The sequence below is a fragment of the Microbacterium marinum genome (assembly GCF_014204835.1).
Classification (GTDB): Bacteria; Actinomycetota; Actinomycetes; order Actinomycetales; family Microbacteriaceae; genus Microbacterium; species Microbacterium marinum.
The window spans coordinates 2,665,956-2,679,502 of record NZ_JACHMD010000001.1 but is presented as its reverse complement, the minus strand read 5'-3'; the positions used below and the strand labels follow the sequence as shown (position 1 = coordinate 2,679,502).

General features: G+C 71.2%; 9 protein-coding genes and 1 other RNA gene. 7 read left to right on the top strand and 3 right to left on the bottom strand.

The features are described 5' to 3' along the window. The gene (locus BKA24_RS13225; protein WP_184220809.1) at positions 1 to 1,008 is read right to left on the bottom strand and encodes an AAA family ATPase; all 1,008 of its coding nucleotides are present in this window, start codon (positions 1,006 to 1,008) and stop codon (positions 1 to 3) included. A 116-nt stretch (positions 1,009 to 1,124) separates the two neighbouring features. Between BKA24_RS13225 and ffs the strand changes: the two genes are divergently transcribed. The 5 genes from ffs (at position 1,125) to BKA24_RS13200 (ending at position 8,108) form a co-directional block, all read left to right on the top strand. Beyond that, positions 1,125 to 1,221: signal recognition particle sRNA small type (gene ffs / locus BKA24_RS13220), an RNA gene on the top strand. Positions 1,222 to 1,303: 82 nt separating this feature from the next. Continuing rightward, positions 1,304 to 3,427: a phosphate acetyltransferase gene (gene pta, locus BKA24_RS13215; RefSeq protein WP_184219065.1), complete on the top strand. Its 2,124-nt coding sequence runs from the start codon at positions 1,304 to 1,306 to the stop codon at positions 3,425 to 3,427. Then, positions 3,424 to 4,647 (top strand): acetate/propionate family kinase, encoded by a 1,224-nt coding sequence (locus BKA24_RS13210; protein ID WP_184219062.1) that lies wholly within the window; start codon positions 3,424 to 3,426, stop codon positions 4,645 to 4,647. The genes pta and BKA24_RS13210 overlap by 4 nt, the downstream gene beginning before the upstream one ends. Before the next feature lie 70 nt (positions 4,648 to 4,717). Further along, entirely contained in the window at positions 4,718 to 5,440 is a 723-nt protein-coding gene (locus tag BKA24_RS13205) for an HAD family hydrolase (protein ID WP_184220806.1), read from the top strand. Between the two features lie 55 nt (positions 5,441 to 5,495). Then, positions 5,496 to 8,108 (top strand): glycoside hydrolase family 65 protein, encoded by a 2,613-nt coding sequence (locus tag BKA24_RS13200; protein WP_184219058.1) that lies wholly within the window; start codon positions 5,496 to 5,498, stop codon positions 8,106 to 8,108. A gap of 7 nt (positions 8,109 to 8,115) precedes the next feature. Here the strand turns inward: BKA24_RS13200 and BKA24_RS13195 are convergent, their stop codons facing one another. Then, a complete protein-coding gene (locus tag BKA24_RS13195) occupies positions 8,116 to 9,216 on the bottom strand; it encodes an FAD-dependent oxidoreductase (RefSeq protein ID WP_184219054.1) in 1,101 nt (366 codons plus the stop codon). An 89-nt stretch (positions 9,217 to 9,305) separates the two neighbouring features. Here BKA24_RS13195 and BKA24_RS13190 point away from each other — a divergent pair, with 89 nt between their 5' ends. Both BKA24_RS13190 and recR read left to right on the top strand, forming a co-directional pair. Then, positions 9,306 to 11,423 carry a DNA polymerase III subunit gamma and tau gene (locus tag BKA24_RS13190; protein WP_184219051.1) on the top strand — a complete coding sequence of 706 codons (2,118 nt, stop codon included), beginning with the start codon at positions 9,306 to 9,308 and terminating at the stop codon, positions 11,421 to 11,423. A 2-nt stretch (positions 11,424 to 11,425) separates the two neighbouring features. Continuing rightward, complete coding sequence (gene recR, locus BKA24_RS13185; RefSeq protein ID WP_184219048.1) at positions 11,426 to 12,019, top strand: recombination mediator RecR; 594 nt, start codon at positions 11,426 to 11,428, stop codon at positions 12,017 to 12,019. A gap of 6 nt (positions 12,020 to 12,025) precedes the next feature. Here the strand turns inward: recR and BKA24_RS13180 are convergent, their stop codons facing one another. Continuing rightward, positions 12,026 to 13,420: a threonine/serine exporter family protein gene (locus tag BKA24_RS13180; protein ID WP_184219045.1), complete on the bottom strand. Its 1,395-nt coding sequence runs from the start codon at positions 13,418 to 13,420 to the stop codon at positions 12,026 to 12,028. Between the last annotated feature and the right edge of the window lie 127 nt (positions 13,421 to 13,547).

Here is a 13,547-nt window from a genome sequence, read left to right as displayed (position 1 = left end):
TCAATGCGCCGCGAGCGGGACCCGGACGGCCGCCGCGATGCCGTGCAGCGCGTGGGCGACCGCGTCGGCACCGCTGCGTCCGCGGGTGACGCTCGATCCGCGCGCCGGGATCAGCCGGTGCGCGAACACCGGCTCGAGCAGCGTCGCGATGTCGTCCGGGATCACGAACTCCCGGCCCTCCAGTGCCGCCCAGACCTTCGCCGCCCGGACGAGCTGCAGCGTCGCCCGCGGGCTCGCACCCAGGCGCAGCTCCGGGTGAGCGCGGGTGGCACGGGCGAGCGCGACCGCGTACTCCTCGACCGACGGAGAGACGTGGATGCCGCGCGCCCACGCGATGAGCGCCGCCACCCGGTCCGCGGTGATCACCGGGGTCAGCGCGTCGAGCGGGTTCGCGTCGTCGCGCTGACGCAGCATCAGGGCCTCGTCGGCGGCATCCGGGTACCCCATCGAGATGCGCATCATGAACCGGTCGCGCTGCGCTTCGGGCAGTGCGTACGTGCCCTCCATCTCGAGCGGATTCTGCGTGGCGACGACGAGGAACGGGTCGGGGAGGTGGCGGCTCGTGCCGTCGACGGTCACCTGCCGTTCCTCCATCGCCTCCAGGAGCGCCGACTGGGTCTTGGGGGAGGAGCGGTTGATCTCATCGGCGATCACGATGTGGGCGAAGATGGCCCCCGGCTTGAACTCGAAGCGGCGCTCGGCGGGGTCGTAGACGCTCACGCCAGTCACGTCGCCCGGCAGCAGGTCGGGGGTGAACTGGATGCGACGCACCGTCGCGTCGACGCTCGCCCCGAGGGCCCTCGCCAGCATCGTCTTGCCGACACCGGGGACGTCCTCGATGAGCAGGTGCCCTTCGGCGAGCAGACACAGCAGCGCCGCGCGCACGGCGCCGGGTTTGCCGTCGATGACGCGCGAGATCGACGCCGCGATCGCGTCGGTCGTGCGGGCGAACTCATCGGCATCCACCGGCCCGGCGAGCGGGCCCGCCTCACGACGCGTCCGCGTCATCGTCGGCTGGTCCTCGTCGGTCATCCGTCCCCCTTGCACCCGTCGGCGCGGCACCGCGCTCGGACCGATGCTAACCCGGCGCCGACAGCAGCCGGTGAGACGTCAGGTAGACTTGCAGCAGCTCTCCGCGAGGCGACATCCAGGCCAACTCCCCCAGGACGGAAACGTAGCAAGGGTAACCGGGCTCTGTCGGGTTCGCGGAGAGTCTTACTCTTTCCGGCTGTCATCGCGGACCGTCCCGGATATTCCCGGCTCTTCCCGGTCTGCTCCCCGAGCCCGCGCCTAGGCTGGTGACGTGGCGCAGAGCATCTACATCACTTCCGCAGAGGGCCATTCCGGCAAGTCGACGATCGCGCTCGGGGTGCTCGACACCCTGCTGCGCGCGTCGCCCCGGGTGGGCGTCTTCCGGGCGATCGCCCGATCCACCGAGGAGCGCGATTACGTCCTCGAGATGCTGCTCGACCACGACGGTGTCGATCTCGGGTACGACGAGTGCATCGGCGCGACCTACGACGAGGTGCGGGCAGACCCCGAGGCCGCCCTCGGTCGCATCGTGGAGCGCTATAAGGCGGTCGAGGCGCAGTGCGACGCCGTCGTCATCGTCGGCAGCGACTACACCGATGTCGGCAGCCCTGCCGAGCTCGGCTACAACGCGCGCATCGCGGCGAACCTCGGCGCTCCCGTCCTCCTGGTGCTCAGCGGACGGGGCGACGACGCGGACGCGCGGACGGATGCCGCCGCGCTCGCCCCCGAGAAGGTCGCTGACCTCGCGACCTTGGCGCTCGCCGAGGTGAAGCACGAGCGGGCGGGCATCTTCGCCGTCGTCGTCAATCGCGCCGACCCGGAGCGGCTCGAGGACATCGTGTCCGCGGTGAAGGCCGCGCCCGCTGCGACAGGGGACGTCGGCGTGTGGGCGGTCCCCGAGGACGCCTATCTCATCGCACCCTCCGTGGGCGATGTGGCCCGGTCGCTGGGCGCGAAGCTCGTGGGCGGCGACGAGGCGCTGCTCGACCGCGAGGTCCTGCACGTCGTGGTCGCCGGCATGTCGCTGAACAACGTGCTGCCGCGCCTGGAGGAGGGGGCGATCCTGGCGGTCGCCGCCGACCGCACCGAGGTGCTGCTGGCCGCTCTGCTGGCCCACGCCTCAGGAACGTTCCCGGCACTCTCGGGCATCGTGCTCTACGGCCCGTTCGACCTCCCCGAGCCCGTCGAGCGGCTCATCGCCGGGCTCGATTCGAACCTCCCCATCCTCGCGACCGATCAGGGCACCTACGAGACCGTGCGCGGGATCATGGGGGCTCGGGGTCGCCTCGCCGCAGACTCCCAGCGCCGCTACGACACGGCGCTGGCCCTGTTCGAGCAGCACGTCGACGCGGAGGAGCTGCGGCGCCGCATCGGTCTGGCCAGCTCCAGCGTGGTGACGCCGCTGATGTTCCAGTACCGGCTCATCGAGCGGGCGCGCGCCTCTCGGCGGCGCATCGTCCTCCCCGAGGGCGACGACGACCGCATCCTCCGTGCGGCGGCCACGGTGCTCGCCCGCGGCATCGCCGACATCACGATCCTGGGCGAGCCGATCGAGGTGCGCTCGCGTGCGCTCGAGCTCGGACTCGACCTGCAGGCGGCACAGATCCTGAGCCCGTTCGACGCGGTGCAGGTCGACAAGTTCGCCACCGAGTACGAGCGCTTGCGCGCGCACAAGGGAGTGACCTACCGGCAGGCGGCCGACACGGTCACCGACGTGTCGTATTTCGGCACGCTCATGGTGCACCTCGGCCTCGCCGACGGGATGGTCTCGGGGGCCGCGCACACCACCGCCCACACGATCCGGCCCGCATTCGAGATCATCAAGACGAAGCCGGGGGTGAAGGTCGTCTCGAGCGTCTTCCTCATGGCGCTCGCCGATCGCGTCCTGGTCTACGGCGACTGCGCAGTCATCCCCGATCCAACCGCCGAGCAGCTCGCCGACATCGCGGTGTCGTCGGCGGCGACGGCATCCCAGTTCGGCATCGATCCCCGGGTCGCGATGCTGTCCTACTCCACGGGGGAGTCGGGGTCGGGGGCTGACGTCGAGAAGGTGCGCGAAGCGACGGCGCTCGTGCGCGAACGCGCCCCTGAGCTCCTCGTCGAGGGCCCCATCCAGTACGACGCGGCGACGGATGCCGCCGTGGCGGCCACCAAGATGCCCGGCTCCGACGTGGCGGGGCGCGCGACCGTGTTCGTGTTCCCCGACCTGAACACCGGCAACAACACCTACAAGGCGGTGCAGCGATCCGCGGGTGCGGTGGCGATGGGGCCGGTACTGCAGGGCCTCAACAAGCCGATCAACGACCTGTCGCGCGGGGCGCTCGTGGAGGACATCGTCAACACGATCGCGATCACCGCGATCCAGGCACAGAACGCCGAAGGAGCAGCGGAATGACCCCCGTCCTCGTCATCAACAGCGGCTCCTCCTCCTTCAAGTACCAGCTGATCGACGTCGAGACCGAGCGCTCCTTGGCGTCGGGCCTCGTGGAGCGCATCGGCGAGGCGGCGGGTGTCGCCACGCACACCGTGTTCTTCCACGGGGAGGATGCCGCTGTCGCCGCGACGAAGGCCACCTCGTCGCGCGAGCTCCCGATCCCCGACCACACCGCGGGCTTCGCCGTGATGCTCGAGGCGTTCGGCGAGCACGGACCCTCCCTCGACGACGCGCGGCCGGTCGCGGTCGGGCACCGCGTCGTGCAGGGCGGCGCGCGCTTCTTCGAGCCGACCCTCATCACCTCGCTTGTCGAGATCAACATCGACGAGCTGAGCGCCCTCGCGCCGCTGCACAACCCCGGCGCGCTGCAGGGCATCCGAGCGGCGCGTGCGGCCTTCGCGCAGGTTCCGCACGTCGCCGTCTTCGACACCGCCTTCCACCAGACGATGCCGGCGGCCGCCTTCACGTACGCGATCGACCGCGAGACCGCCGAACGGCACCGCATCCGCAAGTACGGCTTCCACGGGACGAGCCACAAGTTCGTCAGCGAAGCCGCGGCGGCCCACCTCGATCGACCGCTGAGCAGTCTGAAGCAGATCGTCCTCCACCTTGGCAACGGAGCGTCGGCGACCGCCGTGGACGGCGGCGCATCCGTCGACACCTCGATGGGGCTCACCCCGCTCGAGGGTCTCGTCATGGGAACACGGTCCGGCGACATCGACGCCTCGGTCCTGGGGGTCCTCGCCCGACGCGACGAGATGACGCCCGGCGAGCTCGACGCCTTCCTCAACACCCGCAGCGGACTGCGCGGTCTCGCGGGCGCGTCGGACATGCGCGACATCGAGCGGCGCCGCGCCGAAGGCGATCCGCACGCGACGCTCGCCTTCGACGTCTACATCCACCGGCTCCGCGCCTACATCGGGTCCTACCTCGCCCAGCTGGGCGGCGCCGACGTCATCGTCTTCACCGCCGGAGTGGGGGAGAACTCCGCGGGCGTGCGCGCGGCCGCGCTGGCGACCTTCGGCTTCGCCGGGATCCACCTGGATGCCGCGCGGAACGAGTCGCCGGGCCGCGGCATCCGGGTCATCTCCACCGACGAGTCACCCGTCACGGTCCTCGTCGTGCCCACCGACGAGGAGCTCGAGATCGCCCGGCAGGCGCACACCGTCGCGGCGGGATGACCCGTCCGTCCCGGTCGGGGCGCCGGATGCCACGAGGCGCGGCGACGCCGTTACGCTGGAGCGCGTGACGATGGACACCCGGCCCGACCTCACCGCCTACGACGGCGTGCTCTTCGACCTCGACGGCGTGCTGACGCCGACGGCAGAGGTCCACATGCACGCGTGGAGGACGATGTTCACGGACCTCTTCCGCGACTGGGACATCTCGCCGCAGTACTCCGACCGCGACTACTTCGAGCACCTCGACGGCAAGAAGCGCTACGACGGGGTGGCGGCCCTGCTCCGCTCCCGCGACGTCGAGATCCCGTGGGGTGAGCCCGGCGACCCGGTCACCGCCGACACCGTCTGCGGGATCGGCAACCGCAAGAACGTCGTCTTCGAAGAGGTGCTCCGCGCCGACGGCATAGCGGCCTACCCGGGCTCGCTCGCACTCGTGCAGAAGCTGCAGGATGCCGGTGTCCCCATCGCCGTCGTGTCGAGTTCGAAGAACGCCCGTGAGGTGCTCACCGTGGCGGGCATCCTCGACCGGTTCCCCGTGATCATGGACGGGGTGGTCGCCGAGCAGGAGGGACTCGCCTCCAAGCCGGCACCCGACGTGTTCGCGCGTGCCGCCGAGATGCTCGGCGTCGACCCGGCTCGCAGCGCCGCCGTCGAGGACGCGCACTCCGGTGTCCAGTCCGCCGTCGCCGCCGGTTACGGCCTCGTCGTGGGCGTCGACCGGGGCGCGGGCGCCGCGACGCTCACCGCCGTCGGTGCGCACGTCGTCGTCGACGACCTCTCCGAACTCGTCTGAACTCCTCCGCAGCCGGCCGCCCGACCGGCATCCACGTCCCTCCCGAAGGACTCGCATGATCGATCGTCTCCGTTTCCCCGTCGACCCTTGGCGCCTCGTCGAGACCTCGTTCTCGCTCGACGACGTCGGTGTCACCGAGACCCTGTTCGCCGCCGGCAACGGCTACCTCGGCCTGCGCGGCAATCACCCGGAAGGGCGCCACGCGCAGGAGCACGGGACCTTCATCAACGGGTTCCACGAGATCTTCCCGATCCGGCACGCCGAGCAGGCGTTCGGCTTCGCCGAGGTCGGTCAGACGATCATCAACGCCCCCGACAGCAAGATCATGCGCGTGTACGTCGACGACGAGCCGCTCTCGCTCGACATCGCCGATGTGCGGGAGTACGAGCGTGCGCTCGACTTCCGCCGCGGCGTCCTCACTCGTCACGTGCGCTGGATGACGCCGAGCGGCAAGGACGTCGTCGTCGACTTCGAGCGGCTCGTCTCGTTCGAGGAGCGCCATGTCGCGATCATGCGGTTGACCGTCACGGTGCTGAACGCGGACGCGCCCGTCACCGTCAGCTGCCAGATGATCAACCGCCAGGACGGTGAAGACGTCTACGGCGGGGCGGGCAAGCTCGCCTCGAAGGCTGCGGCCGGCTTCGACCCGCGCAAGGCCGAGCGCATGTCGGAGCGGGTGCTTGAGCCCGAGGAGTATTGGCAGAACGGCGTGCGGTCGGCGCTGTCGTACAAGGTGAACGCATCGGGCATGACGATCGCCGTCGTCGCCGACCACCTCGTCGAGACCGAGAACGAGTACTCCGCCCGGGCGCTGATCGAACCCGACATCGCGAAGAACGTCTTCCGCGTCCAGGCGAAGCAGGGCGTGCCGGTCACCATCACCAAAGCGGTGAGCTACCACACCTCCCGCGGCGTCCCCGCGCACGAACTGGTCGACCGGGGCCGCCGCACCCTCGACCGCGTCGAGGACGAGGGGATCCAGACCCAGTTCGATCGACAGGAGGCGTGGATTCAGGATTTCTGGCGTCGCTCCGACGTCGTCATCGAGGGGCACGACGACCTGCAGCAGGCGACCCGGTGGTGCCTCTTCCAGCTGGCCCAGGCCGCCGCGCGTGCAGACTCGATGGGGGTGCCCGCCAAGGGCGTGACGGGGTCGGGCTACAGCGGGCACTACTTCTGGGACACCGAGGTCTACGTCCTCCCGTTCCTCGCGTACACGACGCCGCTCTGGGCGCGGAACGCGCTGCGCATGCGTTATCTCATGCTTCCGGCAGCGCGGAAGCGTGCGGGTCAACTCAACGAGGCGGGCGCCCTGTTCCCGTGGCGCACGATCAACGGCGAGGAGGCGTCGGCCTATTACGCCGCCGGGACCGCGCAGTACCACATCAACGCCGACGTCTCCTTCGCGCTCGGCAAATACGTCCGCGCGACGGGCGACACCGACTTCCTCTACCGGGAGGGCGCCGACATACTCGTCGAGACGGCGCGGCTGTGGGCCACCCTCGGGTTCTGGCGATTCTCCGAGGGCGGCGACCCGGAGAGCTTCCACATCCACGGCGTGACCGGGCCCGACGAGTACACTACGGTCGTGAACGACAACCTCTTCACGAACGTGATGGCGCGATACAACCTGCGCTATGCGGCCCGCGTGGTGCGAGAGATGGCCGTCGACGACCCCGACGCCTACCGCCGACTGGTCGAGCGCCTCGACCTCGACGCCGCGGAGCCCGACGCCTGGCAGGCGGCGGGTGAGGCGATGCACATCCCGTACAGCGACGCCCTCGGCATCCACCCCCAGGACGCGGTGTTCCTCGAGCGCGAAGTGTGGGACCTCGAGAACACGCCGCCCGAGCAGCGACCGCTGCTGCTGCACTTCCACCCCCTGGTCATCTACCGCTACCAGGTCCTCAAGCAGGCGGACGTGGTGCTCGCCCTCTTCCTGCAGGGAAACCAGTTCACCCCCGCCGAGAAGCTCGCCGACTTCGAGTACTACGACGCGCTGACCACGGGCGACTCGACGCTGTCCGCCGTGGTCCAGGCGATCCTCGCCGCCGAGGTCGGGTACCAGGACCTCGCGCTGGAGTACTTCCGCGAATCGGCCTTCGTCGATCTGGGCGACCTCCACAACAACGCCTCGGACGGCGTGCACGTCGCGTCGGCCGGCGGAGTGTGGACGGCGCTCGTCTCGGGGTTCGGAGGCATGCGGGACCACCGCGGCGCGCTCAGCTTCGACCCGCGGCTGCCGGCCGACTGGCCATCGCTGTCGTTCACGCTCCACTGGCACGGCACCCGACTGTCGATCACCATCCGCCGTGACGCGATGACCGTCGAGGCCGGCGACGGCGAGGCGGTCTCGTTTACGGTCCGCGGTGCCGGGTACACGGTCGCCGGCGGGGAGAGCGTGACGATCGCGCTCGAGGGTCAGGGGCCGGTGATCGCCGGTCGGCCGACGCTCCAGCAGATCGGCGAGCAGCTGCGCGAAGACGGCACGCTCCTGTCGGCGTCGGTCCCGGATGCCACCGCGGCCACGTCCGTGCCCGTCCACACCGGGACGATCCCCGTCATCGGCGACACGGGGGAGACCCCGACCGCGGAGGACGACCAGCTCGAGACGCGCACCCGCGCGATTCCGACCGTCGACGCGAGCGACGTCGGCATCGAGGGCTGACCGCGGCTCACACGGGCGCGGGCGATCGGCTCTCCAGACTGATCGCCCGCGCCGCGGTACGCCCTGCCCGGTTGGCCCCGACCGTCGACTGCGACGGACCATAGCCGATGAGGAACAGACGCGGCTCGTCGATCGACCGGGTGTCGCGCACCCGGATGCCGCCCGCCGGCGTCCGCAAGCGCAGGGGCGAGAGGTGGGCGATGTCGGCACGGAAGCCGGTCGCCCAGAGGATCACGTCGACCGGCTCGAAGCTCCCGTCGGCCATGCGCAGCCCGTGCTCCTCGATGGCGGTGAACATCGGATGCCACACGAGTGCGCCCCGGTCCTTCGCGGCCTGCGCCCACGGCGACCAGTGGGCGCCCGTCACCGAGACCACGCTCCCCGGCGGCAGGCCCTGCCGCACGCGCTCCTCGGCGCCCGCGATCGCCTGGATGCGTGCCGCGGTGTCGAACCCGGTGGCATCCCACTGCGGCTCACGTCGCGACACCCACAGCGTCGAGGTGGTGCGGGAGATCTCATCGAGGAGCTGAATGGCCGACACCCCGGCACCGACGATCGCGACGCGCGCGCCGGAGAACTCTGCAGCCGACACGTAGTCGTGGACGTGCAGCTGGCGGCCCGCGAACCGGGCCTGCCCGGCGACCGTGGGCCAGAACGGGCGGCGCCACGTGCCGGTCGCGTTGATGACGTATCGGGCCGCCCAGGTGTGCAAGCCGCCCGCTCCGTCCGTCGAGATGAGCAGACGCCCGTGCGGATCGTCGTCCGCGCGGCGGACGGCACGCACGCGGACGGGGCGCTGCACGGCCAGGTCGAAGCGCCGCTCGTACTCGGCGAAGTAGGCGGGCAGCACGTCGCGGCTGGATGCCGCAGGATCGGCCGGCGGCACGGCGAAACCGGGGAGTTCGTGGATGCCGTTGACCGTCCCCATCCGCAGAGACTCCCACCGGTGCTGCCAGGCGCCGCCGGGGGAGGCCTCGGCGTCGAGGACCACCATGTCGGGCCCCGCGGCCGGTGCCGGCGCGAAGCCGCGGCGACGCAGGTGGTACGCCGCCGACAGGCCCGCCTGGCCCGCGCCGATCACCGCGACATCGACCGGCTGAGCATCCATGTCGTCCTCAACACCGTCACCGGCCGCGCGTGTTCCCGGCGTCGGATCCCGCCGTCCCGGGTGTCGGCCCCAAGCCGTAGTCTGTTCTGGTGACCACCGCCCTGTACCGCCGCTATCGCCCGGAGACCTTCGGCGAGATGATCGGTCAGGCGCAGGTCACCGATCCGCTGATGACGGCGCTCCGCAGCGACCGGGTCGGTCACGCCTACCTCTTCTCCGGCCCGCGCGGCTGCGGCAAGACCACGTCGGCGCGCATCCTCGCCCGCTGTCTGAACTGCGCCGAGGGCCCGACCGACACGCCCTGCGGCGAGTGCGACAGCTGCCGCGAGCTCAGCCGGGGCGGCGGCGGATCGCTCGATGTCGTCGAGATCGACGCGGCATCCCACAACGGCGTCGACGACGCCCGCGACCTGCGCGAGCGCGCGGTGTTCGCGCCGGCCCGCGACCGTTTCAAGATCTTCATCCTCGATGAGGCGCACATGGTCACGGCGCAGGGGTTCAACGCGCTGCTCAAGCTCGTCGAAGAGCCTCCCGCGCACGTGAAGTTCATCTTCGCGACGACCGAGCCCGAGAAGGTCATCGGCACGATCCGTTCGCGCACGCATCACTACCCGTTCCGGCTCGTCGCCCCGGCCGCCATGCTCGAGTACGTCGAGCAGCTCTGCGCACAGGAGGGGGTGCAGGTCGAGCCCGGCGTGCTGCCGCTCGTCGTGCGTGCCGGCGGCGGGTCGCCCCGCGACACCCTCTCCCTCCTCGACCAGCTCATCGCGGGTTCGGATGACGGCCTCGTGGCCTATGCGCGCGCCGTCTCCCTGCTCGGGTACACCCACGCCGAGCTGCTCGACGAAGTCGTCGAGGCCTTCGGGTCCCGCGACGCGTCCGGCGCGTTCGGCGCCGTCGACCGGGTCGTGCAGACCGGCCAGGACCCGCGACGCTTCGTGGACGACCTGCTCGAGCGGCTGCGCGACCTCATCATCGTCGCGGCGACGGGGGCGGGCGCGAGCGCCGTGCTGCGCGGCATCCCCGCGGACGAGCTGGAGCGGATGGGGCGCCAGGCCGCGACGTTCGGCACCGACCGGCTGTCGCGCATCGCCGATCTGGTGGTCACGGCCCTCGACGACATGACGGGGACGACGTCTCCGCGACTGCAGCTCGAGCTCCTCGTCGCCCGGGTGCTCGCCACCGCCGATGCGCCGACGGGGCTCGGTGCCGTCGCGGCGCCCCCTGCTGCGACTGCTCCGGCGGCCCGGCCGAGCGTTCCTGCGGCGGATGCCGCGGCGACCCCGCCCGCCGCGAGCCCTGCCCCGGCTCCGTCCGCGTCGTCAGATCCCGCTCCCGCGACCCCGGCTCCGGCGACCCCCGCGACGTCGAGCCCTGCGCCGGCGGCTACTCCCGCGCTGCCCGACCCCCCGACGCCGACCGGTCCGGTCACCTTCGAGCAGGTGCGCGATGCCTGGACCGAGATCCTGCGACGTCTCGAGGATCTCAGCCGCACGTCGTGGATGATCGCGAGCGCCGCGCGCCCCGTGGCCTACACGGAGGACGACGTGCTCACGCTGTCGTTCCAGAGCCACGCCGACGTGCAGTCCTTCAAGAAGCTCAACGCCGGGAAGGGGCCGAGCGAAGACCTCCGCACGGTGGTCCGCTCCGTTCTCGGCGTCCGGGTGAAGTACCTCACCCGTCACGATTCCGATCCGACGCCGCCGCCCGGAGGAGATGACGGCGGCGGCAGGGGGCCTGCGCCGCAGCCGCCCTCGGGTCCGGGGCCTGCGGCGACGTCGAGCGCGCCGGTGCCCGCCGCGTCGGCACCGGTTGCCGCACCCCGTTCGGCACCGTCAGCGGCGGCGCCCGTCACCGAATGGGCGGTCGCGCCGATCCCCGTCGACGATGCGCCGCGGGCGCAGTTCGCGGTGGACGACGAGCCGGAAGAGGCGGCCTCGGCACCCGTGCGCACCGCCACGCTGCAGCGCGAGGGCGACGTGATCGCCGCCGAGGCGCCCGAGCGTGACGACGACGAGGACGAGGTGCCCCCGCCGGTCGACGCCGATGCACCGATCCCGGTGAGCGTCGTGCCCGAGCGGCCGGCTCCGCCCGCGCCCATCCGGTCGGGCGGCATCGAGCGCGTCGGAGAGGCGGCGGTCCGTCAGCTCCTGGGAGCGCGCTTCGTCCGTGAAGAGCCCTACACGCCGCCGACGAGGTTCGCCTGATCATGTACGACGGCATCGTCCAAGACCTGATCGACGAGTTCGGACGCCTGCCCGGCATCGGTCCGAAGTCGGCTCAGCGCATCGCGTTCCACATCCTGCAGACCCCGACCTTCGACGTGACGCGCCTCGCGCACCTGCTGTCGGAGCTGCGCGAGCGGGTGCGGTTCTGCGAGATCTGCGGCAACGTGTCCGAGCAGGACCAGTGCGGAATCTGCCGTGACCCGCGCCGCGATCGCACCTTCATCTGCGTCGTCGAGGACGCGAAGGACGTGTCGGCCATCGAGCGCACCCGGGAGTTCCGCGGGCTGTACCACGTGCTCGGCGGCTCGATCAGTCCCATCGCGGGGGTGGGCCCCGACGATCTGCGCATCGCCCAGCTCATGCAGCGCCTCGCCGACGGCACCGTGACCGAGGTCATCCTCGCCACCAACCCCAACCTCGAGGGCGAGGCGACGGCGACCTACCTGAGCCGGCTCCTGCACGCTCTCGAGATCCGGGTGACGCGTCTCGCCTCCGGTCTCCCCGTCGGCGGAGACCTCGAGTACGCCGACGAGGTCACGCTGGGCCGCGCCTTCGAAGGACGCCGCGCGATCTGAGTGCCGTCAGACCCGGAGGCGCGCGCGCGACCGGATGACCGATCCGAGTGAGGCGCGCAGGGGCTGACCGAGGTAGATGCCGAGCGACGCCCCGACGGCGAGGGCGATGCCGATGGTCGCGGCGGAGGCGAGCGTGCTGAACCCGGTGAGCAGGGTCGCGGCGCTTCCTTCTGCCTCGACGATCCCGAGCAGACCCCGGAAGACGGCGGCGCCGGGGACGAGCGGAAGGATGGCAGCCGTCGTGATCGCCACGGAGGGCACGTGCAGCCGGTAGGCGACGACGATGCCGACGATGCTCCCGGCGAATGCGCCGAGTCCACTCGCCGCCGCCGTGTCGAATCCGACGGCGGATGCCGCGACGTACCCCGCCCACGCGACCACGCTCAGTCCCGCGCTGACGGCGATGATGCGGGCTCCGGCGCCGTTGAAGACGGTGACGGCCAGGGCGATCAGGGCGGCGCCGAGGAACTGCACCGGAAGGGGACCGAGCGGCAGGGATTCGCTGGGTGCGCTCATTCCGAGCCCGATGACGCGCGCCGTCTCGAGTCCGGCGAGGATGCCGAGGACCACGCCCACCGTCTGGGTGGTCAGCTCGAGGATGCGGCCCATGGCGGTCAGCGCGAAGCCGTCGATCGCATCCTGCGCCGCGCCGACGACCGTCAGCCCCGCGAGCATCAGGACGATGCCGGATGCCACGATGACGGTCGGGCGGATCGCTTCGGCGGCATCCCATCCGGTCAGCTGCAGCAGCGGCGGGACGGTCGCGGCGACGAGAGTGAGCACGAAGGCGCCGGCGATCTGACTGAAGAAGAACGGCACCCGCGCGCGGGCGAGGAACGACTGGGTCAGGGCCGCCGCACCTGCGGCGACGAACGAGAGGGCGATCACCAGCCAGTTGCCGCCGAACATGACGGCCACCCCGACGGCGAGGAGGGCCTGTGAGGTGATCACGACCGGCTGGTGGTAGCCGAACGGTGTTCGGCGGATGGTACGGAAGCGCGCGGCGGCCTCGTCGAGAGCGACCCCGGCGCGGATGTCCGTCACGAGGGCCTGCAGACGCTGCAGCCGGGCATGGTCGGGTGCGGAGCCGCGCACGACGCGCATGAGGGTGACGGGCTTGTCGGCTCCGCTGCGGTGGTGGGCCACCGTGATGGAGTTGTAGGTGACGTCGACGTGGACGGGGTCCAAGCCGTAGGTGCCCGCGACCCGCACGATCGTCGACGCGACCTCGCTCGCAGGCGCACCCGCGACGAGCATCGTCTCTCCGATCCGGATGGCGAGATCGAGCACCCGCACGGTGAACGCATCGTCGATGACCGGAAGGATCTCGGTCGCCGGGCTCGCGGCATCCGTCACCCGGACCAGGGAATGAAGCGAGGGGAGCAGCCGGCGACGAGCCATGCATCCAGCCTACGATCGCGTTGGAGAGCACCGTCACATGGCGGCGCGCGCATGCGGCGCTCCTTAGGATGGAGCGCAGGGCGTGAGTCCCCGCCCGCCGGCCCGCACCGGCATCCACCCGGGAGTT